General features: G+C 70.1%; 25 protein-coding genes. 8 read left to right on the top strand and 17 right to left on the bottom strand.

The features are described from left to right. Nucleotides 1-50: 50 nt before the first annotated feature. The gene (locus ISN38_RS09090; RefSeq protein WP_058361447.1) at nt 51-2,927 is read right to left on the bottom strand and encodes a M16 family metallopeptidase; all 2,877 of its coding nucleotides are present in this window, start codon (nt 2,925-2,927) and stop codon (nt 51-53) included. A 414-nt stretch (nt 2,928-3,341) separates the two neighbouring features. On the opposite strand from ISN38_RS09090, the gene ISN38_RS09095 reads away from it, so the two are divergent. The 3 genes from ISN38_RS09095 to ISN38_RS09105 all read left to right on the top strand — a co-directional run bounded on the left by ISN38_RS09095 (nt 3,342) and on the right by ISN38_RS09105 (nt 5,110). After that, entirely contained in the window at nt 3,342-3,656 is a 315-nt protein-coding gene (locus ISN38_RS09095) for a hypothetical protein (RefSeq protein ID WP_003468106.1), read from the top strand. Between the two features lie 51 nt (nt 3,657-3,707). Then, nucleotides 3,708-4,187 carry a tRNA (cytidine(34)-2'-O)-methyltransferase gene (locus ISN38_RS09100; protein WP_003468105.1) on the top strand — a complete coding sequence of 160 codons (480 nt, stop codon included), beginning with the start codon at nt 3,708-3,710 and terminating at the stop codon, nt 4,185-4,187. Nucleotides 4,188-4,537: 350 nt separating this feature from the next. After that, nucleotides 4,538-5,110: an OmpO family porin gene (locus ISN38_RS09105; RefSeq protein ID WP_003468104.1), complete on the top strand. Its 573-nt coding sequence runs from the start codon at nt 4,538-4,540 to the stop codon at nt 5,108-5,110. 169 nt (nt 5,111-5,279) lie between these two features. Here the strand turns inward: ISN38_RS09105 and ISN38_RS09110 are convergent, their stop codons facing one another. From ISN38_RS09110 to ISN38_RS09130, 5 genes are all read right to left on the bottom strand, one after another. Further along, nucleotides 5,280-6,305: an NAD(P)H-dependent glycerol-3-phosphate dehydrogenase gene (locus ISN38_RS09110; RefSeq protein WP_060748689.1), complete on the bottom strand. Its 1,026-nt coding sequence runs from the start codon at nt 6,303-6,305 to the stop codon at nt 5,280-5,282. A gap of 18 nt (nt 6,306-6,323) precedes the next feature. After that, nucleotides 6,324-6,842 carry a protein-export chaperone SecB gene (secB, locus tag ISN38_RS09115; RefSeq protein ID WP_003468101.1) on the bottom strand — a complete coding sequence of 173 codons (519 nt, stop codon included), beginning with the start codon at nt 6,840-6,842 and terminating at the stop codon, nt 6,324-6,326. A gap of 88 nt (nt 6,843-6,930) precedes the next feature. Next, the gene (locus ISN38_RS09120; protein WP_003468099.1) at nt 6,931-7,365 is read right to left on the bottom strand and encodes a rhodanese-like domain-containing protein; all 435 of its coding nucleotides are present in this window, start codon (nt 7,363-7,365) and stop codon (nt 6,931-6,933) included. 53 nt (nt 7,366-7,418) lie between these two features. Continuing rightward, complete coding sequence (locus ISN38_RS09125) at nt 7,419-7,838, bottom strand: hypothetical protein (RefSeq protein ID WP_003468096.1); 420 nt, start codon at nt 7,836-7,838, stop codon at nt 7,419-7,421. A 37-nt stretch (nt 7,839-7,875) separates the two neighbouring features. Next, a complete protein-coding gene (locus ISN38_RS09130) occupies nt 7,876-8,346 on the bottom strand; it encodes a YiiD C-terminal domain-containing protein (protein WP_003468094.1) in 471 nt (156 codons plus the stop codon). Between the two features lie 42 nt (nt 8,347-8,388). Here ISN38_RS09130 and ISN38_RS09135 point away from each other — a divergent pair, with 42 nt between their 5' ends. The 3 genes from ISN38_RS09135 (at nt 8,389) to ISN38_RS09145 (ending at nt 11,527) form a co-directional block, all read left to right on the top strand. Next, entirely contained in the window at nt 8,389-9,162 is a 774-nt protein-coding gene (locus ISN38_RS09135; protein WP_149507711.1) for a uroporphyrinogen-III synthase, read from the top strand. A gap of 119 nt (nt 9,163-9,281) precedes the next feature. Further along, nucleotides 9,282-10,259, top strand: a complete 978-nt coding sequence (locus ISN38_RS09140; RefSeq protein ID WP_003470532.1) for a uroporphyrinogen-III C-methyltransferase — start codon at nt 9,282-9,284, stop codon at nt 10,257-10,259. After that, nucleotides 10,256-11,527 carry a heme biosynthesis HemY N-terminal domain-containing protein gene (locus ISN38_RS09145; RefSeq protein WP_003470531.1) on the top strand — a complete coding sequence of 424 codons (1,272 nt, stop codon included), beginning with the start codon at nt 10,256-10,258 and terminating at the stop codon, nt 11,525-11,527. Before ISN38_RS09140 ends, ISN38_RS09145 begins: the two co-directional genes overlap by 4 nt. A gap of 115 nt (nt 11,528-11,642) precedes the next feature. On the opposite strand, the gene ISN38_RS20265 is transcribed toward ISN38_RS09145, so the two are convergent. Further along, a complete protein-coding gene (locus tag ISN38_RS20265) occupies nt 11,643-11,978 on the bottom strand; it encodes a hypothetical protein (protein WP_230939648.1) in 336 nt (111 codons plus the stop codon). Nucleotides 11,979-12,443: 465 nt separating this feature from the next. After that, nucleotides 12,444-13,724: an acetyl-CoA C-acetyltransferase gene (locus ISN38_RS09155; protein WP_038238703.1), complete on the bottom strand. Its 1,281-nt coding sequence runs from the start codon at nt 13,722-13,724 to the stop codon at nt 12,444-12,446. Nucleotides 13,725-13,827: 103 nt separating this feature from the next. Here ISN38_RS09155 and ISN38_RS09160 point away from each other — a divergent pair, with 103 nt between their 5' ends. Further along, a complete protein-coding gene (locus ISN38_RS09160) occupies nt 13,828-14,715 on the top strand; it encodes a hypothetical protein (protein WP_038238701.1) in 888 nt (295 codons plus the stop codon). A 443-nt stretch (nt 14,716-15,158) separates the two neighbouring features. Here ISN38_RS09160 and ISN38_RS09165 read toward each other — a convergent pair whose 3' ends face one another. From ISN38_RS09165 to glnA, 7 genes are all read right to left on the bottom strand, one after another. Then, entirely contained in the window at nt 15,159-15,821 is a 663-nt protein-coding gene (locus ISN38_RS09165; protein ID WP_003470527.1) for a superoxide dismutase family protein, read from the bottom strand. A gap of 69 nt (nt 15,822-15,890) precedes the next feature. Beyond that, nucleotides 15,891-16,472, bottom strand: a complete 582-nt coding sequence (locus ISN38_RS09170; protein WP_038238706.1) for a superoxide dismutase family protein — start codon at nt 16,470-16,472, stop codon at nt 15,891-15,893. 217 nt (nt 16,473-16,689) lie between these two features. After that, nucleotides 16,690-18,114 carry a nitrogen regulation protein NR(I) gene (ntrC, locus tag ISN38_RS09175; protein WP_003470525.1) on the bottom strand — a complete coding sequence of 475 codons (1,425 nt, stop codon included), beginning with the start codon at nt 18,112-18,114 and terminating at the stop codon, nt 16,690-16,692. 10 nt (nt 18,115-18,124) lie between these two features. Then, the gene (locus tag ISN38_RS09180) at nt 18,125-19,162 is read right to left on the bottom strand and encodes a two-component system sensor histidine kinase NtrB (RefSeq protein ID WP_425509978.1); all 1,038 of its coding nucleotides are present in this window, start codon (nt 19,160-19,162) and stop codon (nt 18,125-18,127) included. Nucleotides 19,163-19,502: 340 nt separating this feature from the next. Beyond that, entirely contained in the window at nt 19,503-20,939 is a 1,437-nt protein-coding gene (gene amt, locus ISN38_RS09185; protein WP_038238698.1) for an ammonium transporter, read from the bottom strand. 19 nt (nt 20,940-20,958) lie between these two features. Next, nucleotides 20,959-21,297 (bottom strand): P-II family nitrogen regulator, encoded by a 339-nt coding sequence (locus tag ISN38_RS09190; RefSeq protein ID WP_003470522.1) that lies wholly within the window; start codon nt 21,295-21,297, stop codon nt 20,959-20,961. Nucleotides 21,298-21,627: 330 nt separating this feature from the next. Next, complete coding sequence (gene glnA / locus ISN38_RS09195) at nt 21,628-23,037, bottom strand: type I glutamate--ammonia ligase (protein ID WP_003470521.1); 1,410 nt, start codon at nt 23,035-23,037, stop codon at nt 21,628-21,630. A gap of 224 nt (nt 23,038-23,261) precedes the next feature. Here glnA and ISN38_RS09200 point away from each other — a divergent pair, with 224 nt between their 5' ends. Beyond that, complete coding sequence (locus tag ISN38_RS09200; protein WP_047324406.1) at nt 23,262-24,053, top strand: undecaprenyl-diphosphate phosphatase; 792 nt, start codon at nt 23,262-23,264, stop codon at nt 24,051-24,053. Nucleotides 24,054-24,215: 162 nt separating this feature from the next. On the opposite strand, the gene ISN38_RS09205 is transcribed toward ISN38_RS09200, so the two are convergent. After that, on the bottom strand, nt 24,216-24,827 hold the full coding sequence (locus tag ISN38_RS09205) for a YbhB/YbcL family Raf kinase inhibitor-like protein (protein WP_003470519.1): 612 nt from the start codon (nt 24,825-24,827) through the stop codon (nt 24,216-24,218). Between the two features lie 21 nt (nt 24,828-24,848). Then, on the bottom strand, nt 24,849-26,921 hold the full coding sequence (locus ISN38_RS09210) for a tetratricopeptide repeat protein (protein WP_108084533.1): 2,073 nt from the start codon (nt 26,919-26,921) through the stop codon (nt 24,849-24,851). Between the last annotated feature and the right edge of the window lie 39 nt (nt 26,922-26,960).

Below are 26,960 nucleotides of genomic sequence, written 5' to 3' on the forward strand. Positions count from 1 at the left end.
GCGTCTCGCGGAGTTGAGCGCGCGAGGCTCCGCCCGTACCCTCCACCGCCTCAGCGCTTGGGCGCGACCGGCGCAGGCGCGCCCTGCGGCTTGCCGTCGGCGTCGATCACCGTCACCTCGCCCAGCTTCAACGCGCGCACCGGGCGCTCGATCTGCTTCAGGTCGCCCACCACCACCCAGGTCAGGGCGTTGGCATCGAGCGTGGCCGCCGCCTCGCGCACCTGCGCCGGGGTCATCGCCTCGATCTCGGCCTTGCGCTTGAACACGTAGTCGTCCGGCCGCCCGTAGCGCACGATGCCGCCGATCGCGCCGAGCACCGCACTGGCGGTCTCGTAGGCGCCGGGCAGGCTCAGGGTCTGGATGTTGCGGATCCGCGCCACTTCCTCGGCCGTCGGCGGCGCCTTGCCGCTGGCGAAGGCGTTGATCTCCTTCTGCATCTCCTGCAGCGCCGGCGCGGTCTTGTCGATCTGCACCGGTGCGGCGGCCGACCACGGGCGCTGGCCCAGGGCGTTGGAGGCCGAACTGCGCGCGCCATACGACCAATGCTTGTTCTCGCGCAGGTTCATGTTCAGCCGCGAGGTGAAGTCGCCGCCGAGCACACCGTTGGCGATGTAGAACCGGATCGAGGACGCCTCGGTGGTCGGCGGCACCAGTTCGGCGGCGAACAGGTTGGCCTGCACCGCGCCCGGCTGGTCGATCAGATACACCCGCGGCTTGCTCGGACGCGGCACCGCCGCCGGCGCCCGCAGCGAGGGCGCTGCGCCCTCGCCCTTCCAGTCGCCGAACTGCGCATCCAGCAGCGGCACCACCTCGGCCAGCGTGGTATCGCCGACCACGATCAGCGTGGCCTGCTCGGGACGGATCCAGTCGCGCTGGAAATCGACCAGGTCGGCGCGCTCCAGCGCCGCGATCTCCGCCTCGGTGCCGCTGCCGCTGAACGGGATCGCATACGGATGGCCGGCGCCGTACAGCAGCGGCGGCAGCACCCGCATCGCCACTGCGTTGGGCTGCACCTTCTCCTGGTGGATGCCGGCGATCCAGCTGGCCTTGATCCGCTCGATCTCCTTCTGTTCGAAGCGCGGGCGCCGCAGCAGGTCGGCGTACAGCGCCAGCGACGGCGCCAGGTTTTCCTTCAATGCCGACAAGTAGGCATTGCTGCCGTCCAGCGCCGCGCCGGCGCTGAGCGCGGCGCCCAGGCTGTCGGCGGCATCGGCGAAGCCCAGCGCGTCGCGCTCGCCGGCGCCTTCGTCGAGCATGCCCATGGTGAAGTTGGCGGTGCCCGACTTGCGGCCCTGGTCGGCACTGAAGCCGCCATGGAATTCGTAGCTGAATTGCACCACCGGCACGTCGTGGCGCTCGGCCAGGATCAGCTGGGTGCCGTTCTTTAGCGTGGCGCGCTGCAGCGCCGGGAACTTCAGCTGCGGGAACTGGGTGGTCTTGGGCGGGCCGGCGCTGCGATCGACGACGCTGGGCAGCGCGCGGTACTTCGGATCGACCGGCGGCGCATTCAGCGGCGCCGGCTGCACCGCCGGATCCTCGGCCAGCACCACGCGCTCGCCCGGTTCCACCACCAGGGTGTGATCGCCCTTGCCCAGCCATTTGCGGCCCACCGCCTTCAGGTCGCGCGCGCGGGTGGATTGGATCGTGGCCAGCGAGGTGCGGAAGCAGCCCGGATCGCCGGTGAACACCGTGCACTCGGCCAGCGCATCGGCCTTGCCGCCGAGCCCGCCGATGCGCTCGATGCCGCGCACGAAGCCGGCGCGGAATGCGGTCTTGGCGCGCAGCAGCTCGCTCTTGTCCGGCCCCTTGTCGAGCAGCTTGCGCAGTTCCTCGTCGATCACCGCTTCGACCCTGGCCGGATCCACGCCCTGTTTCACCGTGGCGATGATGCCGAAGCTGGAGCCCAGCTGCGACGGCCAGGTGCCGGCGCTGATCTGGTCGACCAGCTTGTCCTCGTGCACCAGGCGACGGTCAAGCCGCGACGACTTGGCGCCGCCCAACACCTGCGCCAGCAGCTGCAGGCGGTCGATGTCCTCGGTGCCGGTCTGGGCCACGTTCCAGACGCGGTAGATGCGCGCCTGCGGCACCTTGTCGGTCATCGTCTCGCGGGTGGACTGGGTGCGCTGGGCCACGTCGACCTGCGGCTGCGCCATGCTCGGTCCGGCCGGGATGTCGCCGAAATAGCGCGCGACCTTCTCTTTCGCGGTGGCCACATCGATGTCGCCGGCCAGCACAAGCACCGCGTTGTTCGGCCCGTACCAGGTGCGGAACCACTGCTTCACGTCGGCCAGCGAGGCGGCGTTGAGATCGTTCATCGAGCCGATCACGCTGTGATGGTACGGGTGGCCCTTCGGATACAGCGCGCGGCTCAGCTTGTCCCAGGCCTGGCCGTAGGGCTGGTTCTCGCCTTGGCGCTTCTCGTTCTGCACCACGCCGCGCTGTTCGTCGAGCGCGGCCTGGTCGATGGCGCCGACCAGGTGGCCCATGCGGTCAGACTCCATCCACAGCGCCATGTCCAGCGCGGTGCTCGGCACGTTCTCGAAATAGTTGGTGCGGTCGCTGTTGGTGGTGCCGTTCTGGTCGGTGGCGCCGACCTGCTTGAACGGTTCGAAGAACTCGCCGCTGTGGTTCTCGCTGCCCTGGAACATCAGATGTTCGAACAGGTGCGCGAAACCGGTGCGCCCGGCCGGCTCGTCCTTGGCGCCGACGTGGTACCAGAGGTTGACCGCCACGATCGGCGCCTTGCGATCGGTATGCACGACCACGCGCAGGCCGTTGGGCAAGGTGAACTGCTCGTAGGCGATATCCACTTTCGCCGCCGCCGGCGGCCTGGCCGCACTCGACGGCGGCGCGTAGCTCAGCGCGCCGAGCGCGGTGGACAGGGCGATGGCCAGCAGCGCCCCACGGGGGCGGATCGACACGGTCATGCAAGTTCCTTTTGAGGAATGAGTGGAAGGAGAGCCAGGCCTCGATCGTAACGGGCCGGCGCCATGCCCGCGTATGCCGTTCGGTCCGCTCCTGAGCATCGCCGGCACCGTCGATGCTGAACGCGATGCGCCGACGCCGCTTCCCGAGAGGTGACCGGCAAGCCGAAGACGGACGTACGCAAGCGACCGTGTGTCCGCCCGCGGACACACGGCTCGCCAAAAAAACCTTGAATAACAACGCTTTGAAGTTGGCACAGGATCTGCTTTGTCGCTGGGCGCAACAAATACCGCCGAATCAAAAAGTGAACAAGAGCTTAATAAATAGAAAAAGCAGAAGTAAAGTTCTTGCACACTATGGCCAGGTGTTCTACATTACTACAACACTAAAACTCAACAACACCAACGAGGTCCGCCATGAAAACCGCTTCCTTCGCCCTGACCTTCGCCATCGCCGCCCTGCTCGCCGCGCCGGCGATCGCCGCACCGACCATCGCCACCCTGGACAGCGTGCAGGTCCGCCCCTCCGCCGAGCAGATCGCCCAGCGCAGCGTCGAGCGCAACAGCGGCATCGCTACCCTGGCCGCGGTGCAGGTGCGTCCGGGCGCCGACACCCAGAGCGTGTTCGCGATCGGCAGCGTGGTCGGCGGCGCCCTGGACAGCGCGATGCTGCAGCTGCAGCCGAGCCTGCAGAACCTGGGCCAGGACCTGACCACCAGCCTGGCGCGCTGAGCCGGCGACGCTTCGCCGGCGCAGGCCGGAGCCGGCGCGTAAACTGCGCCGATGACCGCCACGCCCACGCTGCATGTCCTGCTGTTCCAACCCGAAATACCGCCCAACACCGGCAACGCCATCCGCCTTTGCGCCAATACCGGCGCGCAACTGCACCTGATCGAGCCGCTCGGCTTCGAGCTCGAGGACAAGCAGCTCAAACGCGCCGGCCTGGATTACCACGAGTACGCACGCCTGCAGGTCCACGCTTCGCTGGACGCCGCGTTGCAGCGCATCGCCCCGCGCCGCCTGTTCGCCCTGAGTACCCGCAGCAGCACCCGCTACGACGCGCCCGCCTTCGCCGACGGCGATGCGTTCCTGTTCGGCCCGGAGACCCGCGGCCTGCCCGCCGAAGTGCTGGAGCAGGTTCCGCCCGCGCAACGCCTGCGCCTGCCGATGCGCCCGCACAACCGCAGCCTCAACCTGTCCAACGCGGTGGCGGTGGTGGTGTTCGAAGCATGGCGGCAGCTGGGCTTCCCCGGCGCGGATTGAGCGCACGGCAGGCCGCCGGCCGATCGCGAACGCGTTTCCCCGGGCCGGACTGCGCGTCGGGCGCGCGGACAACACCCCGAGGCCATCGGCGCGTGCACGCCTTACTTTTCTATAGGGCGGCAGACCGTGCGGCGCAGACCGGCTTTGCGGCGTCGCATCGGAAGCGCATTCAGCCGTGGCGACCGCGTCAAGTAATTCCACCCCAGAAGTTCCTGAACACACTGTCTGATTTATATACCGGTCAGTTTTAAATTCAGGGGAAGTTCGGGTGACTAACGGATAATTTACATATCGGCAGCGAACGGCCCACGCCTCAGCGCCGACTAAACCAATAAAAGGATATCCCGATCATGAAGACTTCTCTGCTCGCTCTCGCCCTCCTGGCCACCCTGCCGTTCGCTGCCTCCGCTGCCGAAGGCCTGTCCTACAACTACGTCGAAGGCGGCTACATCAAGACCGACGCCAACGGCGGCGACGCGGATGGCTGGGCCATCAAGGGCTCCTACGCGATCAACCCGAACTTCAGCGTGTTCGGCGACTTCAACCGCCAGAAGACCGATTTCGGCGACGTCGACGTCGACCAGTGGCGCATCGGCGCCGGCTACAACCACGAGATCTCGACCAGCACCGACCTGGTGACCCGCGTCTCCTACAACCGTCTCGATCCGGAATTCGGCAGCAAGTTCAATGGCTACAACGCCGAAGTCGGCATCCGTACCGCGTTCAACCCGTACCTCGAGGTGTATGCGCTGGGTGGCTACGAGGACTACACCAAGAAGGACGGCTTCAACCCGGACGGCCAGTTCTACGGCCGCCTCGGCGCCCAGGCCAAGCTCAACCAGAACTGGGGCCTGAGCGCGGACCTGAAGATGAACCGCGACGGCGACAAGGAATGGTTCGTCGGCCCGCGCTTCAGCTGGTAAGCAGCACCGCGTAGCACTGCGCGCCGCGTCTCTCTCTCCCGCTGCGCGCGGTTCGAAGCCCGGTCCCAGGACCGGGCTTCTTTTTTTGTGCGCCATGCAGGCTGGATGGCCGCAGACACGAAAAAGCCCGGCTTCGTCCGGGCTTTTTCGTGTCTGGAACAAGGCACGGTCAGCTGAACAGCGTGGTCGGATACTCGGGTTTCTGCTCGCGGGCCAGCAACTGCTGCAGGCCCGCCGCCGGCGTCATCGCGCCGTGCAGCACCGCGCGCACCGCGTTGGAGATCGGCAGGTCGATGCCATGGCGTTCGGCCTGGCGCATCACTTCGTCGGCGGTCTGCACCGACTCGACCACCTGGCCGATCGCGCGGACCGCGTCCTGCAGGGTCTGCCCGCGGCCCAGGGCCAGGCCCAGGCGCCGGTTGCGCGACAGGTCGCCGGTACAGGTCAGCACCAGGTCGCCGAGTCCGGCCAAGCCCATCAGCGTTTCCGGCTTGCCGCCGATCGCCGCGGCCAGCCGCAGCATCTCGTTGAGGCCGCGGGTGATCAGGCCGGCGCGGGCGTTCAGGCCCAGCTCCATGCCGTCGGCCACGCCGGTGGCCACCGCCAGCACGTTCTTCATCGCCCCGCCCAGCTCGGCACCGACCATGTCGTCGCCGGTGTAGGCGCGGAAGGTGGGGCCGTGCATCGCGTCGGCGACCTGCTGCGCGAACGCGGCATCGCCGTGCACGGTCACCGCGGTCGGCAGGTCCAGCGCCACTTCCTTGGCGAACGACGGCCCGGTCACCACCGCCAGCGGCACGTCCTCGCCCAGGATCTGCTGTGCGACTTCATGCAGAAAGCGCCCGGAGCCAGGCTCGAAGCCCTTGGTCGCCCAGGCCACGCCGGCCTGCGCCGGGCGCAACGGTGCCAGCTGGTGCAGGGTTTCGGTGAACGCATGCGACGGCACCACCACCAGGATCCAGTCGGCGCCGTGCACGGCCGCCGCCAGGTCGGTGGTCGCCTGCAGCGCCGCCGACAGCGGGATCTGCGGCAGGTAGCGCGGATTCTCGTGGCGCTGCCCGATCGCCTCGGCGACGGCGGCGTCGCGTCCCCACAGCACGGTCGGAAAACCGTGCCGGGCGAGGAGCGCGGCCAGGGCGGTGCCCCAGGAGCCGGCGCCGAGGACGGCGATCTTCTTCGCTGGGTGCTCGCGCATGCGCAACGGCGGACGCGCTCAGGCGTTGCCGGCCGGCTCCGAGTCGGCCAGCGACTTGGTCTCGTCCTGCTGCGCGCGCTGGCGCAGGGTTTCGGCGTACAGCGCTTCGAAGTTGATCGGCTGCAGGAAGAACGGCGGGAAGCCGCCGGCCTGGATCAGGTCGCTGACCAGCGAACGCACGTACGGGAACAGGATGTTCGGGCACTGCGTGCCGAGCAGCACGTCCACCGCCTGCGGGTCCAGGCCGACCAGGCCGAACACGCCGGCCTGCTGCACTTCGGCCACATACGCGGTCTTGCCGGCGGCGGTGCAGGTCAGGGTCACCGCGAGCACCACTTCGAAGGCCTGCTCGTTCAGGCGCTGCACGCGCTGGTTGAGGTTGAGCTGCAGCTCCGGCTGCACGTTGTCGTTGAACACCGCCGGCGCGTTGGGCGACTCGAAGGACACGTCCTTGACGTAGATCTTCTCGATGGTGAAGGCGGGGCCGGCTGCGGCTTCGGCCGGCGCCGTGGCGCCGTTGTTGGTGACGTCGGACATTGCTTGACTCCGGTGGATTCAGGTAACAGAAAGATTCGGGATTATCACATGCCAGCCGCGGCGCTCGGCGCCCGGCCGGGAGGCGCGATCAGCGGCCCTTGACCAGCGGCAGATCGGCCTGCTGCCAGGCGGCGATGCCGCCGTCGAGCACGTAGACCTGCTCGAAGCCGGCCTTCTTCAGCTGCTTGGCGGCGGCATCGGCGGTGCTGCCGGTGCGGCACACCAGCACCACCGGCGCGGCCTTGGCGTTGGCCACCAGCTTGTGCTCGGGGCCGAACTGGCTCGGCGTGGCGTTGCGGCTGCCGGCGATATGGCCCTTCTCGAAATCGGCCGCGGCCGACAGATCGACCAGCACCGCGTTGCCGGCATTGATCAGCAGGGTCAGTTCGGCCGGGCGCAGGGTCTTGAAGCCGCGGAACAGGCGCGCGATTTCGGTCACGATCAGGGCGATGGTCAGGCCGACCAGGGCCAGGGCCAGCATCGGGTTGCGGCCGGCAAAGGCCAGCAGTTCTTCGAAGTTCACAGGAATAAGGGGCTGGAAGCGGGCGCCGATTGTCGCACAGCTGGCGGGCGGCGCTACTGGCCGTTCCACAAGTCCGGCAGCCCGTCCAGCAGCCACCAGGTCTTGGCCTGAGCGTCCCAGCGCCAGCGCTCGCGGTAGCGCACGATGCGCTCGGCCTGGGTATTGCGGTTGATCACGCCCAGTTCGATGTCGCGCACCGCGTCGCCGTCCAGCACGCCGACCCGCCCGACCTTGTAGGAGGACACCTGCACCTGGCGGTAGCGCTCCAGTTGCAGATCGGTCAGCGGGTGCGCCTGCCGGTAGGCCGGGTCCACCGCTTCCCAGGCCGACTCGAACTCGCTCCAACGGATCGCGGTGCCGTAGGCGGTCTGCAGGGCGTCGAGCTTGTTCTGCTGGCTGCGGCTACCAGCCAGCGCGGTGCCGGCCAAACCCAGCGCCAGCAGCAGCGCCAGGGCGCGGAACGTCGAGTGCATGGCGGGTTTCCGGATGGGCGCGAGCGGTGCGCGCATCCTACCCTCTCGCGATGGCGACGAAGCGGCCGCTCAGCGTCGCCGCGGCGGCGGCAGCGGCCGGCCCGACCTGGGCCTGAATGCCGATCCGGGCGCGGCCGCGCTGGCGGAAGGTGCGCACGAACGCGTTCCAGTCGGCTTCCGCGTCGGCGCCGGCCTGCGCATGCAGGTCGGCGTACAGGGGCGCCAGGTAGCGCACCTGGGTGTCGGCGACGTAGACGTCGGCCTGCAGGCCGGCACGGTGCAGTTCGCAATTGACCAGCGCCCAGCCGGCCAGGGTCATCACCGAGCCGAGGCTGCCGCCGAAGGCATTGCCCTTGTCGTTGAGGTTGGCCGCCAGCGGCGCGACCACATGCAAGCGCTGTTCGGCATAGCCTTGCAGCGCGACCTGCAGCGCCGCCACCGGCGGCATCGCGTCGAACTGCCGCTGCAACTGCTGCAGGAACGCATCGAAAGGAAGATCCGCTGCCATGGTGCGATTGTGCTGTCGGTAGGGGCTCGCATAATGCCTGGCATGAGCGCACATGCAACCGCTGCCGCCGCCTGGACCCTGATCTCGCTGCGCCCGCAGGGCGAGCACGCGCCGCTGCGGCGCGCGGCGGCGCGGGTCGGCGCGCGGCTGCTGGCGGTCTCGCCCTGGCGCCTGCAGGCCTGCGACGACGACGCCACGCGCACCGCGCTGGCGCTGGCGCTGGCCGCGCCGCGGGTGATCTTCAGCAGTCCGGCGGCAGTGCGCGCCGCCGCGGCGCTGCAGCCGCTGGCCGCAGCGCCCGGGCAATGCTGGCTGGCGGTGGGCACCGGCACCGCGCACGCGCTGCAACGCCATGGCATCGCCGAGGTCGCAGTACCGGAACGGATGGACAGCGATGGGCTGCTGGCCTTGCCGCAGCTGGCAGCCAGCGATGGCGCCGTCGGCCTGGTCACCGCGCCCGGCGGGCGTGGCCTGATCGCCGCGCAGCTGCAGGCGCGCGGCACGCCGCTGCAGCGCGCCGATGTCTACCGCCGGGTGCCGTTGCCGCTGTCCGCCGCGCGCATTGCCCGGCTGCGCGCCGCGGCGCCGGGCGTGCTGGCGCTGAGCAGCGGCGAGGCGTTGCGGCTGGTGCTGGACCAGCTGCCCGACGACCTGGCCGCGGCCTGGCGCACGCGGCCACTGGTCGCCGCCAGCCCGCGGCTGGCCACGCAGGCCGCCGAACTCGGCTTCGCCGACATCGCCCGCGCCGCCGGTCCGCTGCCGCAGCAACTGGCCGCTGCCGCCGCGGCGATCGTGACGCGCTCGCCACCTCGCTGAACGCGCGCCCTGCCCCGGCTTGCGGGCGCGGTGCCGCTCACGCCATGCTCCCGCGTGCCCGTGGGTCCGGCCGTCGCCATCGTCGCGACGGGACGCAGGCTATAAGGATGCCCCCGCCGATGACCGAAATCTTGTCCACGCCTCGCCGCTCCACGCGCTGGATCTGGCTGCTACTGGTCCTGGCCATGCTGGCAGCGCTCGCGCTGGCCGCTTGGCGCGGCTGGGACTGGTGGCAGGCGCGCAATGCGCGCGCGCTGGCCGAACAATCCGAGACCCAGCTGCAGTTGCAGGCCCTGCAACAGAATCTGGAGACGCTGCGCCGCGACCAGCGCGCCACCGTACAGCGGGTGCAGGACGCGGCCAGCACCAACCGCGTGCTGCGCGACGAGATGCTCGGCCTGAGCCAGCGCAGCGTGCTGCTCGAAGACAACGTCGCCAAGCTCGCCGACTCCAACCGCCACGGCGCGCAGGCGCTGCGCCTGGACGAGGTGGAGCTACTGTTGAGCCAGGGTCGGCAGCGTCTGGACGTGGCCGGCGATGCGCAGGGCGCCCGCCGCGCCTATGCGCTGGCCAGCGGCGTGCTGGAAGGCGTGGACGATCCGCGCTATCTCAACCTGCGCCAGGTGTTGCTGCAGGAACGTACCGCGCTGGACGCGCTCGACGAGGGGCCGCAAGCGCGGCTGTCGGCGCAGCTGGACGCCTTCGCCGCCAGCCTGGAGGCCTTGCCCACGCAGCTGCCCGAGCCTACGCAACTGCCGCTGTGGCAACGGCTGCTATCGCCGCTGGTCAAGATCCGCCCCGCCCAGGGCGGCGTGCTGGTCGCGCGTTCGGAGCGGGTCGCAGCGCGCGACGCGCTGCAACTGGAGCTGAGCCTGGCGCGCGCGGCACTGGAACGTGGTGACGCGCGCGGCTACCGCGGCGCGCTGACCCGCGCCGGCACCTGGCTGCAACGCCTGTGGCCGGATTCGCCGCCACTGCGCGAACGCCGCGCCACGCTGCAAACCCTGCGCAACGCCGCCCTGCGCCCGGCCGTCCCCGAGCTGGGTACCACCCTGCAGCAGTTGCGCCACATGCGCGACGCAAGGAGCCAACCATGAAATCCCTCCGTTCCCTGATCGTGTTGTTGGTGGTGATCGCCCTGGGCGTGATCGGTGCGCAGTGGCTGGCGCAGGACAAGCTGGGCGACCTGGGCGAAGTGATCGTGCGCGCTGGCGGCAACGATTACATCTCGCCGCTGCCGCAGGCGGCACTGCTGCTGGTGATCGCCTTCCTGGTGCTGTTGCTGCTGTGGAACCTGCTCAGCTTCCCGTTCCGCGCCTGGGGCCGGCATCGCCGCAAGCAGTCGCGCGCGCGCCTGATCGAAGGCCTGACCGCATTGCACAACGGCCAGTGGGCGCGCGCCGAGAAACAGCTCAATGCCGCGGCGGAAGATCCCGAAGTCAGCGCCATCGCCCTGGTCGCAGCGGTGCGCGTGGCCGATGCGCGCGCCGACGCGGAGGCCGCCAACCGCTACCTGCAGCGCCTGAGCGAAGGCGATGCCGGCGCGCACGCGCTGCTGCAAGGCGAACGTCTTCTGGCCCAGCAACGTCCGGTCGATGCGATCAATGCGCTGGACGTGGCCGCGGCGCAGCCATTGCCGCCGCGCGGCTTGCTGCTGCGCACCGAGGCGCTGACCAGCATCGGCCGTGCCGGCGAGGCCTACGGCCAGCTCGGTGCGATCCGCCAGCAGCAGGCCTTGCCGCTGGAGGCGATCGGCGCGCTGGAATCGCGCCTGGCCGCCGCGGCGCTGCAACAGGCGGACGACGCCAACGCGCTGGCCGAACGCTGGGAAAGCCTGCCCAAGTCGCTGCGCAGCGAACCGGCCGTGGTCCAGGCCTACGCGGTCCGCGCCGCCGCCCTGCACTGGGACGATGCGGCGCTGCGCAGCGTGGAACAGGCGCTGGACACGCGCTGGGACGACGGCCTGGCAGCGCTGTACGGCCGCCTGCCGGTGGAAAAATACGATTCGCGCCGCGCCAGCGCGCAGCGCTGGCTGCAGAGCCATCCGGACAGCCCCGGGCTGCTGCTGACCCTGGCGCGCCTGGCGCATCAGCAACAGCAGTGGCCGCAGTCGGAGGAGTTCCTGCACCGCGCGTTGGCGCTGGGTGCCGGCGCCGAGGCTTGGGCGGCGTTCGGCGATGGCTATGCCGAGGCCGGCGATACGTTCATGGCGCAGCACTGCTACGCCAACGCGCTGCGCGTGCAACGCGGCGAACTGGCCCAGCCGCTGCCGGCGGCCAGCGCGCCGGTCGTGGTCCCGATCGATCCGGACACGGGCAGCACCGAACGCCGCGACGAGCACGGTTTCCCGCGCCCGCTGGAATGAGCGCGGCGGCACCAGCGATGCCGCGCCGTTGACCGCGACCGGCCTCGGCTGCAGCTGGCGCCGGTTTCCTCGTGCAAGGATTGCGGCCAGCGCTTGGCCGGTCGAACCGACCGGCTCAGCGCCGCGACGCGGCCGGCAACGCCGGCAGGCGTGCCAGGAATGCGGGCGCCACGCCCTTGTAGCGCGCATAGCGCTCGTCAATGCGCCGCGGCACCAGGATGCGCGCGCCAAGCAGGCCGACGACCAGCATGACCAAGAACAGCCCCAGGCCCAGCCAGAGCCCGGCGTCGCCGCCAACGGCGAACCCCAGCAGCGGTCCGGCCACGAACGCACCGGCGGTGAGCAGGATGAAGCGGTCGCGCCGGCGTCGATGCGCCCCGCACATGCCAAGCACGTGGCTGCTGCGCTTACGCGCGACCAACGCCGCGATGGCGTAGATCACGATGCTCACCAGGATCAGCGCGTACCAGCCCGGCGGGTGCCAGTAGAAGCTGCGCTTGTTCAGTTCGTCGTTGCGCAGCGCCGCCCCGCACTTGACCCACTGCGCCGGGAACGGCGTATCGCGCAGGCATAGCAGGTCGTCGCCGTCGCGCCACAGCGTCTCGTCCGGCGCCGGCAGGGGGGTGGCTGGCTGACGGCGTCAGGCGCCCGATACGGATTGAAGCTGTCCTGCTGGCTCATGCCATGCGCCCCCTGCACGCCGTTCGGCCTGCGTCGTGCAGGCGGATCGGCGCGTATGGTAGCGCAGCGGCAAGCGCTGCTGGCGGACCATGACAGGAAGACGCGTTCGGCGCTGGCGGCGGCGTGGCGGCGTCGCGCCAGGCTTGCGCCTCTCTGGCGGCGCGCCCCATGCGCGATCACCCTGCACGCTTTCGCGGCCCGACGCGCCCATGGCGCGCGGACCGCACTCGGCAGTTCAGCGCTCGACGATCGCCACCACGCCCATGCCGCCGGCGGTGCAGATCGAGATCAACGCCCGCCCGCCGCCACGTTCGACCAGTTGCTTGGCGACGGTGGCGACGATGCGCGCGCCGGTCGCGGCGAACGGATGGCCGGTGGCCAGCGAGGACCCCAGCGGATTGATCTTGGCCGGGTCGATCTGCCCCAGCGGCGCCTCCATGCCAAGCCGGGTGCGGCAGTAGTCCTCGCTCTCCCAGGCGCGCAGCGTGCACAGCACCTGCGCGGCGAAGGCTTCGTGGATTTCATAGATGTCGAAATCCTGCAGGCTCAGGCCGTGGCGCTTGAGCATGTCCGGCACAGCGATGGTCGGCGCCATCAGCAGCCCTTCGCCGTGCACGAAGTCCACCGCGGCGACCTGGGCATCGCGCAGGTAGGCCATCGGCACATGGCCGTGCGCCTGCGCCCATTGCTCCGAGGCCAGCAGCACCGCGGCGGCGCCGTCGGTCAGCGGGGTGGAATTGGCGGCGGTCAGGGTGCCGCGGCCGCTGACCTTGTCGAACGCCGGCTTGAGCGTGGCGAGCTTCTCCAGCGAGGTGTCGGCGCGCAGGATGTTGTCGCGCTCCACGCCGCGGAATGGCGCGATCAGATCGGCGAAGAAGCCGCGCTCGTAGGCGGCGGCCAGCTTGTGGTGCGAGGACACCGCCCAGGCGTCCTGCGAGTCGCGCGCGATGTTCCACTGCTTGGCCATGTCCTCGCAGTGGTCGCCCATGCTCTTGCCGGTGCGCGGCTCGGCCACGCCGGGAAACTCCGGCTTGAGTTCGGCGAACTTGAAGCTGCGGGTCAGCGCGCGGATCCTGTCGCCGATGCTCTTGGCGCGGTTGGCGGCCAGCAGCCGCGCGCGCAGCTTCTTGCCATACACGATCGGCACTTCCGAGGTGGTGTCCGAACCGCCGCCGATGCCCGACTCGATCTGCCCCAGCGCGATCTTGTTGGCCACGGTGATGATGCTGTCCAGACTGGTGCCGCAGGCCCGCTGCAGGGTGATGCCCGGGGTCAGTGGCGACAGCCCCGACGACAGCGCGGCCTCGCGGCCCAGGTTCCAGTCACTGGAGTGCTTGATCACCGCCCCCATCGCCACCTCGCCCAGCTGCTGGCCGTGCAGGCCATAGCGCTCGACCAGCGCGCCCAGCGTGCGCACCGACATGCCGAGGTTCCCGACATCCGCATACGCCGTGTTCTGCCGGCAAAACGGAATACGGACGCCGCCGAGAATGGCGACGGGGCGGGCTACTGCCATGGGATTACCTCGCGCGAGGGGTCTGGGGACATGGCCTGCACGGTAGCGCAGGCATAATGAAGCGAGTGTAGCTTTGCGCCCGCGATGGGCCAACCGCCAAGCCATGAGCCAAGCCATTGCCAGCATGAATGCCCGCGGCGTGATCGCCCTGGAACTGTCCGCCGGGCGCGCCCCGGCCCACGCGGCGCTGCCGCACGCCCTGGCCGCGGAACTGGCCGAGAAGGTCGGCCGCGACCTGGCGCAACTGGTGCCGGCGGTGCGCGAATTGGAATTGAGCCTGGCCGGCGCGCATTTCGACCCCGCCGAGGTGCTGCGCCCGGGCTGGCCAATGCACCGGCGCCTGGACGAGTTGCGCGCGCGTGCGCCCGGCCGCGACGCCGGCCCGCGCCTGCTGGCGTTCGGCGCCGATGCCGACGGTGCCGTGCCGCTGCCGTTCCAGGCCGACACCGCCCTGCTCGGCGGGGCGCTGCGGGTGGTGCCGTTCCTGCTCAGCGGGCCGGCCGAGACGCTGCAACCGGTGGCCGAGGCGCTGGAAGACCTGTTGCTGGCGCAGGGCATGGCGCAACCGGACACCGCGCTGCTGGCGCAGCAGGCGTTCGGCGCGCAGATCGAACATGCGCGCTATCTGACGGTCAACGACCTGGCCGCGATGATGTCGATGCAGTACGACAACAAGGGCCTGGCGCCGCTGTGGCCGCTGATCGAGACCGCGCTGCTGGCGCCGGACCAGGAGGAATGGCTTGCCAGCCCACCCGAGCCACTGCTGCGCTACCGCGACGGCGAAGTGCGCATGGCCTTGTTCGACCCGGCAGGCTGGTGCGCGTACTACGCCCACGACCGACAGGACTGCGAGCGCCTGCAGCGGGTCTACGAACACTATCTGGCCCGGCAGCGGCAACTGGCCGCGGTGCTGGAAGCGCACGGCATGCCGGTGCTGTACGTGCACTGCGAAGCCGGGCAGGACGCGAGGCAGGCGTTGCTGGCGGCGTGAAGCACGTTTGATCGGGGGCACGGGTGACGGGGGCGCCAGCGAACTTGCGGCGCTCTGGCCGCCTGGTCCTGCGATGCGCGCGTCGGCGCCGAGGCTGTGCAACGCCGTCTGCATCCATCGCTTCGTGCGTCGCGACTGAAGTCGCTCCCACACAGGCGTTCGCCGCGCTGGCTGGGTGCACTGTGGGAGGGACTTCAGTCCCGACTGCTGCCGAAGCCGGCCAACTTCCCGACGCCGCTCGTCGCGGCTGAAGCCGCTCCTACACAAGCGGACGCATTTCCTGCACAGGCAGACTCTGGCCGCCTGCACCGGGGCTGTAGAAGCGGTTTCAATCCCGACTGGCGGCTCCGAAGCCGGCGGATTTGCCGACGTCAGAACCCGTCGCCGCCGGTGGCCCGAAGCCACCGGCGGCGCGCTTGCATCGGCGTACGACGACCTGCCGCTTACTGTGCGGACGGCGCCGCCGCGGCGCCTGCGGGGGCCGCCGCGGCCGCGTTGCCCTTGATCACGCCGCAGGCCAGGCGGCCGCCGGCATTGCCGGTGGGCTGGGTCTTGTAGTCGTCCGGGTCGGCGTGGACGATCACCGCGTGGTTGAGGATGTCGAAGCCATCGCCCTTGCCGATGTTGACGTTGTTGGACACCGGCGCGTCGATCGTGGCCTTGCCGTCGGCGTCGGCCTTCAGGTTCGGCATGTCGCCGCCATGGTGCGGATCGGCACTGGCCTGGCCGTGTTCGGACTTGGCCGGGTTGAAGTGGCCGCCGGCGCTGCTGCCGTCGGGTGCGCTGCAATCGCCAAACTCGTGGATGTGGAAGCCGTGCTCGCTGTTGGGCTTGAGTCCGGTGATGGTGCCGGTGACGTGCACGGCGCCATCGACCGTCTCGAACTTGACCTCGCCGGCGACCTGGTTGCCCTGCGTCGGGCTCAGCGCGGCGCTGGCGGCGGCCTGGGCGGGCATGGCGGCGGGCGCAGGTTCGGCGGCCGGTGCCGGGGAGGTAGCCGGCGTCGCGGCCGCGGCGGGAGCGTCGGCCGCGGCAGGCGCTTCGCGCTTGCAGGCGCCGAGCGCGAGGGTGGTGGCCAGGAACAGGACGGTGGGAAGCGTGCGCATGGTGGTTCTCCTTGATGGGCCGCGGAATGCGGACGTTCGCCACAGGGCAGGCCCCAGGCGGATGATCGGTCAGCGCAACACGCGGATCACGCCGCAGGCCACGCGCGCACCGGCGTTGCCGGCCGGCTGGCTGCGGTAGTCGTCGGCATCGGCATGCGCGACCAGCGCGCGCCCGGCGATGTCGTTGGCCGCGCCGCCGCCGAGCACCACGCCGCGCAGCAGCACATCGACCTGGGCCACGCCGTCGGCGTTGGCGCTGAGGTTGTCCGTGTCGCCGGCATGGTGCGGGCCGCTGCCGGCGCGGCCATGCGGACCGCCGAGCGGATTGAAATGGCCGCCGGCGCTGCTGGCGTCGGCCGCGCTGCAGTCGCCGTGCTCGTGCACGTGGAACGCGAACGGGCGGTTCGGCTGCAGGCCACCGAGGGTGCCGGTGATGCGCACCCCGCCGGGCGCGACCACCAGCGACAGCTTGCCGCTGACCAGGCTGCCGGAGGCCGGCGCGAGCACCGCCTGCGCCTGCTGCGCCGTGCCGCTGCTGGGCATCGGCGGCGCTTTCGGCGGCGGCAGCGGTGGCGCGACCGGCGGCGCACTGCTGCAGCCGGCCAATATCAGCAACGCGCTTCCCACGATGGCATGCAAGCTGTAACGCATCGGCATTGGCTCCTTGTGCAGCGAAACTAGAGGGAGGGCCGTTCACAGCTCATGAAGGCGGCGCCGGTGGCTGGGAAGTCTAACCGGCGCTGCGCGCCGGTTTGTCGGGACTCGGGACTCGGCAGAGCATGGCAGCTGTTGCTTCCGAGGTCTGCGGAGCGATCAGAAGCAAGGCACCGTGCTTTTCCGAGTCGCGAGTCCCGGGTCCCGAGCCACTTCAGCGCCGCCGCCGCCCCGGCCCCAACTTGCGCGTCACCGTATTGCGACCCACCCCCAGGCGCGCGGCGGCCTCGGCGCGGCGGCCCTGGGTGAAGCGCAGCGCCACTTCCAGCAGCGCCTTGTCGAAGCGGTCGCGCGCTTCCGCGTGCAGGCCCTCGGCACCGTCGGTCAGGCGCTGCTGCGCCCAGGCCGACAACTGCGCGTCCCATTCGCTGCCGTCGCCGCTGCGCTCGCGGCGGCTGCCGCGCAGCAGTGCACCGTCCACGTCGTGCGCGTCGATGACTTCGGCCGGCGCCAGCGCGGCCAGCCGCCAGCACACGTTCTCCAGTTCGCGCACGTTGCCCGGCCAGGCGTAGCCGCGCAACGCGTCCAGCGCCGCCGACGACAGCCGCTTGGGCGGGGTGTCGAGCTTGCGCGCAGCCATCGCCAGGAAGTTCTCGGCCAGCTGCGGCACGTCGGCGCGCCGCTCGCGCAGCGGCGGCAGCTGCAGCCGCACCACGTCCAGCCGGTGCAGCAGGTCGGCACGGAAGCGGCCCTGTTCGACCAGCGCTTCCAGGTCCTGGTGGGTGGCGGCGATCACCCGCACGTCGACCCGGATCAGCTCGCGGCCACCGACGCGGAAGAATTCGTTCTCGGCCAGCACGCGCAGCAGCCGGGTCTGCAGCGGCAGCGGCATGTCGCCGATCTCGTCGAGGAACAGGGTGCCGCCGTCGGCCTGTTCGAAGCGGCCGATATGGCGCCGCTGCGCGCCGGTGAAGGCGCCGGCCTCGTGACCGAACAGTTCGCTTTCCAGCAATTCAGCCGGGATCGCCGCGGTGTTGAGCGCGACGAACGGCTTGCGCGCGCGCGGCGACTCGGTGTGCAGCGCATGCGCGACCAGTTCCTTGCCGGTGCCGGTTTCGCCGTTGATCAGCACCGACAGCGGCGCCTGCGCCAGGCGGCCGATGGCGCGGAACAGCGCGCGCATCGCCGGGGTGTCGCCGATCAGTTCGGCGCTGCCCTGGCTGGACACGGGCAACGCGGCCTCGGCGACGCCGCCGGCCTCCGGCAACGCGCGCGCGGCCAGCGCCACCGCGTCGTCCAGATCGAACGGCTTGGACAGGAATTCGTGCGCGCCGCCGCGGAACGCGCCGGCGGTGCTGGCGACGTCGGTATAGGCGGACATCACGATCACCGGCAGTTGCGGATGCGCGGCCTTGAGCTTGTCCAGCAACACCAGGCCGTCGTCGCCGGGCATGCGCACGTCGGTGAACAGCAGGTCCGGCAGCGGACGCTGCGCCAGCGCGTGCAGCGCCGCGGCGGCGCTGTCGAAGCCGTCCACGCGGTAGCCGGCATCGCGCAAGGCGGTGGACAGCACGAAGCGGACCGAGCGGTCGTCATCGACCACCCAGATGCGTTGCGATCCTTCCAGGGATTCGGTCATCGGAATGCTCCTATGCGGGGTCCGCTGCGGCCTGCGGCAGCAGCAGGGTGAACACGGTATGCCCGGGGCGGGAGCGGAAGCTCAGCGAACCGGCGTGCTCGCGCGCCACCTGCTGCGCCAGCGCCAGGCCCAGGCCGCTGCCTTCGGCGCGACCGCTGACCAGCGGCAGGAACAGGTGCTCGGCCAGTTCCTCCGGCACGCCGCGGCCGTCGTCGACGATCTCCAGGCGCACGCCGCGCGCGTGCACGCGATCGCGGATGCGCTGGGCGTGCTCGACGCGGGTGCGCAGGGTCACCTGCGCGGCGCCGGCCTGGATCGCGTTGCGGACCAGGTTCCACACCGCCTGGGTCAGGCGGTCGGCGTCGCCGAGGAATTCGGGAATGCTGGGGTCGTAGTCGCGCTGCAGGCGCACCGACCAGCCGCCCTCGTTCTCGGCCAGGCGCAGCACCCGTTCCAGCACCCCATGGATGTTGAGCATGGCGTGCGGCCGCGCTGGCGCCGGCGACAGCAGCTGGTCGAGCAGGCTGTTGAGGCGTTCGATCTCCGCGCCGATCAGGTCGATCAGTTCGCGCTCGTCCTCATCGCGATGCTGCGCGCGCCGGGCCAGCAATTGCGCGGCGCCCTTGAGCCCGGCCAGCGGATTGCGCAGTTCGTGGGCCAGCCCCTTCAGCGCCGCGCTCAGCGCGCTGGGCAACGCTTGGGCAGGATCCGGGGTGGGGAATTCGTCGACCGGGTGCGCTTCCAGTAGCCAACCGCCATTGTCCATCCGCGACAGCCAGCCCTCGGCGAAGCGGGGGGTCTCGCCGGGAATGGCCAGCGCCATGCGGTGCAGGCGCAGCACGTCGCGCTCGTCGTTGAGCAGGAACCGCGCCAGCGCGTCGCCCTGCACTTCCAGCGAGGCCAGCGGCTGGTCGAGCAGGCGCCGCACGCTCACGCCAAGCCAGCGCGCGAAGGCCGGATTGGCGCCGAGCAGGCGGCCGTCGGCATCGGCCCAGACCACCGGGGTGCCGAGCGCGTCGAGCGGGGGAGGAGGCGCGGTCATGGGCATTGCACCAATGTAGTGCAAAGGCTGCCGGAAGGCGCTGAACGCCTTGCCGGACGGGCCATTTGCCGGAATGGGCCGGCAACGCAGGCCGGCGCCGGGGCGCGGCCTGGCGCAGCCACCGCCGCCGCCGGGCACGAGGCGCCGCAGGCAACGGTGGAACCAATGCGTAGGGGTCGGGCGAGGCTAGCGGCCACGCGGGAATACCTCGGATCGCGAAGAAAACTGCCGTCGTTCCGCCCCATGGAGCGCCGGCGATGACCACTGACCGCCGGCACCGGTGCATACCGGCCGCAGGCGGGATTGCCGCAGCGGCCCGCGACGCCAGGTCGCGGGCCGGTCTTGCTCAGGACTCGTACGCGGCTTCGCCGTGCGAGGTGATGTCCAGACCCTCGCGCTCGGCCTCTTCGGACACCCGCAGGCCGAACACCAGCTTGGCGACCAGGAAGCCCACCACCGAGACCACGCCGATCCAGACCACGGTCACGCCGACGCCGGTGGCCTGCACCAGCACCTGGTGGCCCATGCTCACGCCTTCGGCATAGCCGGCGCCGCCCAGCGCCTTGTCGGTGAACACGCCGGTCAGGATCGCGCCGACGATGCCGCCCACGCCGTGCACGCCGAACACGTCCAGCGTGTCGTCGGCATTGAGCAGCTTCTTCAACCCGGTCACGCCCCACACGCAGATCGCGCCGGCCGCCACGCCGATGGCGATCGCGCCGAACGGGCCGACGGTGCCGGCCGCCGGGGTGATGCCGACCAGGCCGGCGACCATGCCCGAGGCCACACCCAGCGCCGAGGACTTGCCCTTGACCAGCTTCTCGACCAGCGACCAGGCCAGCACCGCGGCGGCGGTGGCCAGCAGCGTGTTGAGGAAGGCCAGCGCCGCGGTGGCGTTGGCTTCCAGCGCCGAACCGGCGTTGAAGCCGAACCAGCCCACCCACAGCAACGAGGCGCCGACGAAGGTCAGGGTCACGTTGTGCGGCTTGAGCGCGGTCTGGCCAAAGCCCAGGCGCTTGCCGACGAAGTAGGACCCAACCAGGCCGGCGATACCAGCGTTGATGTGCACCACGGTGCCGCCGGCGAAGTCCAGCGCGCCCTTGGTGAACAGGAAGCCCGGGGCCGCCCACACCATGTGCGCCAGCGGCAGGTAGCCGAAGGTGAACCAGATGACGATGAACAGCAGCACCGCGGCGAACTTCACGCGCTCGGCGAAGGCGCCGACGATCAGCGCGCCGGTGATGCCGGCGAAGGTCAGCTGGAAGGCGACGAACACGTACTCCGGGAGCTTGAAGCCCTTGGAGAAGGTGTCGGCCAGCGTGGTGGTGTCCACCCCATGCAGCAGCGCCTTGTTGAGCGTGCCGATGTACAGGCCGCCGTCGGCAAAGGCCAGGCTGTAGCCGTACAGCACCCACAGGATCGCGATCAGCGAGAACACCACGCCGACCTGGATCAGCACCGACAGCACGTTCTTGGAGCGCACCATGCCGCCGTAGAACAGCGCCAGGCCCGGCACCACCATGAGCAGCACCAGCAGCGTGGAGGTCAGCATCCAGGCGACGTCGCCCTTGTCCACCACCGGCGCGGCGACGGCCGGCGCGGCAGCGGCCGGCGGCGCCGGCGGCGTCAGTTGTTCGGTGACCACGTCCGCGCTCTGCACCGGCGTCACTTCGGCCTGGGCGAAGGCCGTGGCAGGCACGCCGACCGCCATCGCGCTGACCAGCATCAGCATGCATACCGCGTAGAACCGGGCCTTCCACCCGGAGAAAAGACCTGTCTTCATGAGGGGCTCCAGGGTGGGGTTAGAGCGCATCTGCGCCGATCTCGCCGGTGCGAATCCGGATGACCTGTTCGATCGCGGTGACGAAGATCTTGCCGTCGCCGATCTTGCCGGTCCCGGCCGCGGTCTGGATCGCCTCGACCACGGCGTCCAGACGCTCGTCGGTCACCACGGTCTCGATCTTGATCTTGGGCAGGAAGTCCACGACATACTCGGCGCCGCGATACAGCTCGGTGTGGCCTTTCTGCCGGCCGAAGCCCTTGACCTCGGTGACGGTGATGCCGGACACGCCTGCCTGCGACAAGGCCTCGCGGACCTCGTCGAGCTTGAATGGCCGGATGATGGCGGTGATCAGTTTCATGCGCATACCCCGTTGGTGGAAGGAGCCGGCCGCCGTACGCCGGCCGGCGGTTTGCATGTCATCGGCGCCGCGAACGGCGCCGTCCTGCTGCGCGGTGCGTCCCGCGGATCACGCCGTGGCGCGGCGCACGCGAAGTGCGACGGCAACGGCGACGTGGGAGGGAACGTGGCCCACGGCACGCAAGCGCTGTCTTTCGTGGTGCATCCCCCTGGAAACACCGCTGGTGCCACTGCGTTCGGGCGCGGACCACCGGCACGGCTCCCCAGCCGAGTAGGTGGCGGCGATGACGAAGGAGGGAGGGGGAGCCTTCGCCATCGCCGCCAGTGGAACTCAGTTGGCGTAGTACAGCTGGTATTCCAGCGGGTGCGTGGCGGCGCGGAACTTGGTCACTTCCTGCATCTTCAGCGCGATGTAACCGTCGATGAAGTCGTCGCTGAACACACCGCCGGCCTTGAGGAACTCGCGGTCGGCGTCGAGCGCTTCCAGCGCCTGGTCGAGGCTGGAGCACACCTGCGGGATCTTCTTCTCTTCTTCCGGCGGCAGGTCGTACAGATCCTTGTCGCTGGGCGCGCCCGGGTCGATCTGGTTCTTGATGCCGTCCAGGCCGGCCATCATCAGCGCGGCGAAGGTCAGGTAGCCGGACTGCAGCGGATCCGGGAAACGGATCTCGATGCGCCGCGCCTTCGGGTTGGACACCCACGGAATGCGGCACGAGGCCGAGCGGTTGCGCGCCGAGTAGGCCAGCATCACCGGCGCCTCGAAGCCCGGGACCAGTCGCTTGTAGCTGTTGGTGCCGGCGTTGGTGAAGGCGTTGATCGCCTTGGCGTGCTTGAAGATGCCGCCGATGTACCACAGCGCCATCTGCGACAGGCCGCCGTAGCCGTCGCCGGAGAACAGGTTGGTACCGCCCTTGGCCAGCGACTGGTGCACGTGCATGCCCGAGCCGTTGTCGCCGACGATCGGCTTGGGCATGAAGGTCGCGGTCTTGCCGTTGCGGTAGGCGACGTTCTTGATGATGTACTTCATCATCATCAGCTCGTCGGCCTTCTTCACCAGCGAGTTGAACTTGGTGCCGATCTCGCACTGGCCGGCGGTGGCCACTTCGTGGTGGTGCACCTCGACCTCGATGCCGACCTGCTCCAGGGTCTTGCACATTTCCGCGCGCAGGTCCTGCAGCGAGTCGGTCGGCGGCACCGGGAAGTAGCCGCCCTTGACCGCCGGACGGTAGCCGCTGTTGCCGCCTTCGATCTTGCTGCCGCTGCTCCAGGCCGCTTCTTCCGAATCGATCTTGAAGAAGGTGTGGCCCATCTCGTTGCCGAAGCGCACGCCGTCGAAGATGAAGAATTCCGGCTCCGGGCCGAAGAACGCCTGGTCGGCGATGCCGCTGGACTTCAGGTAGGCCTCGGCGCGCTTGGCCACGCCGCGCGGGTCGCGGTCGTAGCTCTGCATGGTGGCCGGGTCGAGGATGTCGCAGGTCAGGACCAGGGTCGGATCGGCCATGAACGGGTCGATGAACGCGGTGTCGGCGTCGGGCAGCAGGACCATGTCCGACTCGTTGATGCCCTTCCAGCCCGAGATCGAGCTGCCGTCGAACATCTTGCCCTCTTCGAACAGCGCCGGCTCGATGATGCTGACGGGGAAGGTCACGTGCTGCTGCACGCCGCGCATATCGACGAACCGCAGATCGACGAACTCGACCTTGTTGTCCTTGACCAGCTTCTCAATATTTTCCGCAGACATCGATGAAACCTCGGGTTGGTGAATGACTTGGTCCCAGTGACTGCAATCACCGTGCCAACTGTGATCGATTTACAAGTCCTTGATTTTGGTCAAGGAAGCACGCCAACAGGGCGAAATGCATGCACCAAAGTAGTTCCATGGCCATTTCATGCACCAATATGGTGCTCAAGGCAATGTTCTATCCTTGCCCGGCTTTTTCCTCCCCCACGAGCCGAACCCTCCCCATGAGCGACATGTTCTCCGCCCTGCTGCTGGGCATCCTCGAAGGTCTGACCGAATTCCTGCCGGTTTCCAGCACCGGCCACCTGCTGATCGCCGAGCAATGGCTCGGCCGCCGTTCGGACTTCTTCAACATCGTGATCCAGGCCGGCGCGATCCTGGCCACCACCCTGGTATTCCGGCAGCGGCTGTGGACGCTGGCCACCGGGTTGGGCGACCGCGCCAACCGCGACTACGTGCTCAAGCTAGGCACCGCGTTCCTGGTCACCGCGGTTGTCGGCCTGGCGGTGCGCAAGGCCGGCTGGCAGCTGCCGGAGTCGGTGCAGCCGGTGGCCTGGGCGCTGGTGATCGGCGGCGTGTGGATGCTGGTGGCCGAGCATTTCGCCGCGCGCATGCCCGAGCGCGAGCGGGTGACCTGGAAGGTGGCCATCGCGGTGGGCCTGGCGCAGGTGGTGGCCGGCGTCTTCCCCGGCACCTCGCGCTCGGCGGCGACGATCTTCCTGGCGATGCTGCTGGGCCTGAGCAAGCGCTCGGCCGCGGCCGATTTCGCGTTCCTGGTCGGCATCCCGACCATGTTCGCGGCCAGCGGCTATTCGTTCCTGGAGCTGTACAAGAACGGCGTGGTGGGCAGCGAGGACTGGGGCGACGTGGCCATCGCCTTCGCCGCCGCGGTGGTGACCGGCTTCATCGTGGTGAAGTGGCTGCTGGGCTACATCAAGTCGCACCGCTTCACTGCGTTCGCGGTGTACCGCATCGTGCTGGGTGCGGCGCTGTTGCTGTGGCTGCCGGCGGCCTGAGGGCTGTTCCCTTCTCCCGGCTGGACCATGGCCCTCTTTGCGGGAGAAGGTGGCGCGCAGCTCCGGATGAGGGGACGGGGGCAGCCTCGTGCAACCAAACTCCGCGAGACGCTTCGCGCCGGGGACACTCACCCCAACCCCTCTCCCGACTGGAGAGGGGCTTTAGGCGAGCTTAGGATTCAGGCTGTACGTGCCATGGAAGCTGGCCTCGGCCAGCACATGGCCCTGCATCGCGCGCAGTGCGTCGGCGGCGGTGAAGCGGGCCTGCAGGTCCAGCGTGGCCACGTCCAGCGCGAACAGGCGGAAGAAGTAGCGGTGCAGGCGCAGGTCGTTGGCCGGCGGGTACGGGCCGTCGTAGCCATAGTAGTCGCCGCCCATCTGCGCATCGCCGGCGAACCACTCGGTATAGCTGTTCAAACCCTGCCGCGCGCCGGGCAAGCCAGGCGGTTGCCGCTTGCCCTTGGCCACAACCCCGTCGCTGGCGCTGCCTTCGGCAATCTCGCGTAGACCGGCCGGAATCTCAACGGCAGCCCAATGCACGAAATTGGTGCGTGGCTGCTCGACCGGGATCTGCACGTCGTCGCGGCCAACCATTGCGGCCACGGTCGGCACGTCCGGATCGAGGCACAGCAGCGCGAACGCCGCGGTGCCGGCCGGCACGTCGTCCCAGGCCAGGTGCGGATTGCGGTTGGCGGCGAAGCCATCGGCCTGGCCCATCGCGTAGGTCGCGGCGATCGGCTGGCCGGGCTGGATGCTGTCACTGCGAAGACGCATGCGAAAACTCCGGTGGGGGAATCAGGTTTCGGTGTAGCCGAGGCGCACGGCCACCGGCGTGAGCAGCGCGAACGCGGCCGCCAGCGGCGCGGCATAAGCGCGCCAGTGGCCGGACGGCAGGCGCGGCGGGCCGAGCGTGGGTACGCTCGGGAACGGGATGCCGAAGGCCTGCTGCAGCGCCGCGGCCACGCCGGCCGGATCGGCCTCGATGCCGTCCAGGCGCAGCAGCCGGTGCGGATACAGGTCCTGTTCGTGCAAGTCGGCGACCTGGGTCAGCACCGCCGCCAGCCAGTGCGCGCCGGTCTCCGGGGTGGCCAGGCCGAGCGGCGCCGGGGCGCCGTTGGCCAGCCAGTCCAGCAGCATGTCGCGCGGGTCGCGCAGCGCGATCAGCAGCCGCCCTTCCGGCAGCTGCGGGCGCAGCGCGCGCAGCAGCGCGTTGTCCCACCACAGCAGCCAGTCGACGATGTTGCCGTCGTCGATGCCGCGCGCCGGCAGCTGCGCGCGCCACTCGGCAATCAGCGCCGCGCCGTCGCGTTCGCCGCTGTCCAGCTCGGTGACGCTGCGGTAGCGCTGGAAGCCGTCGGTGGGCGGCTGCGCGCCGAAGCGGTCGCTGCGCAGTACCTGGCTGGCCGCGTCCATCACCGCGACCACCCGCTCCACGCCGCTGCCCGGCGCGCCCCACACGAACAGCGGCCGCGCCCGCACCTGCGGATCGATCTCGGCCAGCGCCGGCCACTGCGCCGTGGCCTGGCCCAGCGGCGGCAGCGGCAGGCGCTGCGGCAGCTGTTCCTGCTGGAACGCCAGCCACATCGCCAGCGCCTCGGCCGGGCGACCGACGCGGTCCTGCACCGCGGCCAGCCACGGCCGCAACACGCTCTGCTCGGTCTCGGGCATGCGCTGCATCAGGTCACGCACGTGTGCGATGGCCGCGTCGTGCTCGCCGCGTTCCAGTAGCGCTTCGACCAGGCGTTCCTCGCCGCTGATGCGGCCCGGTTCCAGCGCCACGATGCGCTGCGCCACGGCCTCGCCCTGATCGCGTTCGCCGGCCATGTCGTGCACCCGCAGTTGCGCTTCCAGCGCCGGCAGGTGGCCCGGCATCGCCGCCTGCCAGCGTGCGATCAGCGCGCGCGCCTCGGCGCCGCCGACCGGCTCCAGCGCCAGCCGCGCCAGCCACAGGTCGTGCGCATCGGTGGTGGTGGCCAGGGCCGCTTCCAGGGTGGCGCGGGCATCCTCGACCGCCCCCAGCCGCTGCCAGGCGATCAACGCCGCATGCAGGGTGCGGCGATCGGCCGGGGCGGCGCCCAGCGCGCGTCGCAGGTGCTCCAGCGCATCGGCCGGGCGCCCGGCCTGCAAGGCGTATTCGCCCGCCAGCCGGCGCATGCCGGCGGTATCGCTGACCGGATCGGCCAACACCGCGTCCAGTGCCGCGATGGCGTCGTCGAGGCGACCCTGGCGGTGCGCCAGCTGCGCGACCAGCGCCATCAACACGCTGCTGCCGCGGGTCAACGTGGCGACGCGGCGGAACGCGGTCTCGGCGAACGCCAGGTGCTGCTTATCCAGGTAGGCGAAGCCGAGCGCGTACAGCAGCCGCGGATCGTCGGGCAGCGCCTTGCTGGCGCGCGACAGCAGCGCCAGCGCGCGATCGGCATCGCCGCGGCGCAGCGCCAGCATGCCGTCCAGGCCCAGCAGTTGCGGATGTTCCGGATCCAGCCGCGCGGCGGTGCGGCTGAGCCGCTCCACTTCGTCCAGGTCGCCGCGGCCCAGCGCCAGGTGCGCGCGCATCACGTAGGCCAGGAACTGGTTCGGATCCAGCGCGGCGGTGCGTGCCAGTGCGTCCTCGGCCTGGGCCAGATCGTTGGCGCTGAGCAGCATGCCGGCGCGCAGCAGGTGCAGGCCGGCGTCTTCCGGCGCCAGCGCGATGGCCTGGTCGATGCTGTGCAGCGCGGCAGCGGTGTCGTCGTTCTGCTGCTGCGCCAGCGCCAGCCAGCGGTGCGCCTGCGCGTCGGCGCCGGCCTCGGCCACCCAGGCCTGGGCGATGCGCAGCGCGTCGGCGTTGGCCTGGCGGCGCAGGGCATCGAGAATGTGCTCTTGCATGAGCGTCCGGCTGGTGGCAAAACAGCATTGTAGCGGGAG

It is taken from the genome of Xanthomonas translucens pv. undulosa, assembly GCF_017301775.1.
Classification (GTDB): Bacteria; Pseudomonadota; Gammaproteobacteria; order Xanthomonadales; family Xanthomonadaceae; genus Xanthomonas_A; species Xanthomonas_A translucens.

What these genes read in the sequence shown, in the direction of transcription:
- ISN38_RS09090 (WP_058361447.1), bottom strand. Translation starts at nt 2,927, where the DNA reads ATGACCGTGTCGATCCGCCCCCGTGGGGCGCTGCTGGCCATCGCCCTG.
- ISN38_RS09095 (WP_003468106.1), top strand. Translation starts at nt 3,342, where the DNA reads ATGAAAACCGCTTCCTTCGCCCTGACCTTCGCCATCGCCGCCCTGCTC.
- ISN38_RS09100 (WP_003468105.1), top strand. Translation starts at nt 3,708, where the DNA reads ATGACCGCCACGCCCACGCTGCATGTCCTGCTGTTCCAACCCGAAATA.
- ISN38_RS09105 (WP_003468104.1), top strand. Translation starts at nt 4,538, where the DNA reads ATGAAGACTTCTCTGCTCGCTCTCGCCCTCCTGGCCACCCTGCCGTTC.
- ISN38_RS09110 (WP_060748689.1), bottom strand. Translation starts at nt 6,305, where the DNA reads ATGCGCGAGCACCCAGCGAAGAAGATCGCCGTCCTCGGCGCCGGCTCC.
- secB (WP_003468101.1), bottom strand. Translation starts at nt 6,842, where the DNA reads ATGTCCGACGTCACCAACAACGGCGCCACGGCGCCGGCCGAAGCCGCA.
- ISN38_RS09125 (WP_003468096.1), bottom strand. Translation starts at nt 7,838, where the DNA reads ATGCACTCGACGTTCCGCGCCCTGGCGCTGCTGCTGGCGCTGGGTTTG.
- ISN38_RS09130 (WP_003468094.1), bottom strand. Translation starts at nt 8,346, where the DNA reads ATGGCAGCGGATCTTCCTTTCGATGCGTTCCTGCAGCAGTTGCAGCGG.
- ISN38_RS09135 (WP_149507711.1), top strand. Translation starts at nt 8,389, where the DNA reads ATGAGCGCACATGCAACCGCTGCCGCCGCCTGGACCCTGATCTCGCTG.
- ISN38_RS09140 (WP_003470532.1), top strand. Translation starts at nt 9,282, where the DNA reads ATGACCGAAATCTTGTCCACGCCTCGCCGCTCCACGCGCTGGATCTGG.
- ISN38_RS09145 (WP_003470531.1), top strand. Translation starts at nt 10,256, where the DNA reads ATGAAATCCCTCCGTTCCCTGATCGTGTTGTTGGTGGTGATCGCCCTG.
- ISN38_RS09155 (WP_038238703.1), bottom strand. Translation starts at nt 13,724, where the DNA reads ATGGCAGTAGCCCGCCCCGTCGCCATTCTCGGCGGCGTCCGTATTCCG.
- ISN38_RS09160 (WP_038238701.1), top strand. Translation starts at nt 13,828, where the DNA reads ATGAGCCAAGCCATTGCCAGCATGAATGCCCGCGGCGTGATCGCCCTG.
- ISN38_RS09165 (WP_003470527.1), bottom strand. Translation starts at nt 15,821, where the DNA reads ATGCGCACGCTTCCCACCGTCCTGTTCCTGGCCACCACCCTCGCGCTC.
- ISN38_RS09170 (WP_038238706.1), bottom strand. Translation starts at nt 16,472, where the DNA reads ATGCGTTACAGCTTGCATGCCATCGTGGGAAGCGCGTTGCTGATATTG.
- ntrC (WP_003470525.1), bottom strand. Translation starts at nt 18,114, where the DNA reads ATGACCGAATCCCTGGAAGGATCGCAACGCATCTGGGTGGTCGATGAC.
- ISN38_RS09180 (WP_425509978.1), bottom strand. Translation starts at nt 19,162, where the DNA reads ATGCCCATGACCGCGCCTCCTCCCCCGCTCGACGCGCTCGGCACCCCG.
- amt (WP_038238698.1), bottom strand. Translation starts at nt 20,939, where the DNA reads ATGAAGACAGGTCTTTTCTCCGGGTGGAAGGCCCGGTTCTACGCGGTA.
- ISN38_RS09190 (WP_003470522.1), bottom strand. Translation starts at nt 21,297, where the DNA reads ATGAAACTGATCACCGCCATCATCCGGCCATTCAAGCTCGACGAGGTC.
- glnA (WP_003470521.1), bottom strand. Translation starts at nt 23,037, where the DNA reads ATGTCTGCGGAAAATATTGAGAAGCTGGTCAAGGACAACAAGGTCGAG.
- ISN38_RS09200 (WP_047324406.1), top strand. Translation starts at nt 23,262, where the DNA reads ATGAGCGACATGTTCTCCGCCCTGCTGCTGGGCATCCTCGAAGGTCTG.
- ISN38_RS09205 (WP_003470519.1), bottom strand. Translation starts at nt 24,827, where the DNA reads ATGCGTCTTCGCAGTGACAGCATCCAGCCCGGCCAGCCGATCGCCGCG.
- ISN38_RS09210 (WP_108084533.1), bottom strand. Translation starts at nt 26,921, where the DNA reads ATGCAAGAGCACATTCTCGATGCCCTGCGCCGCCAGGCCAACGCCGAC.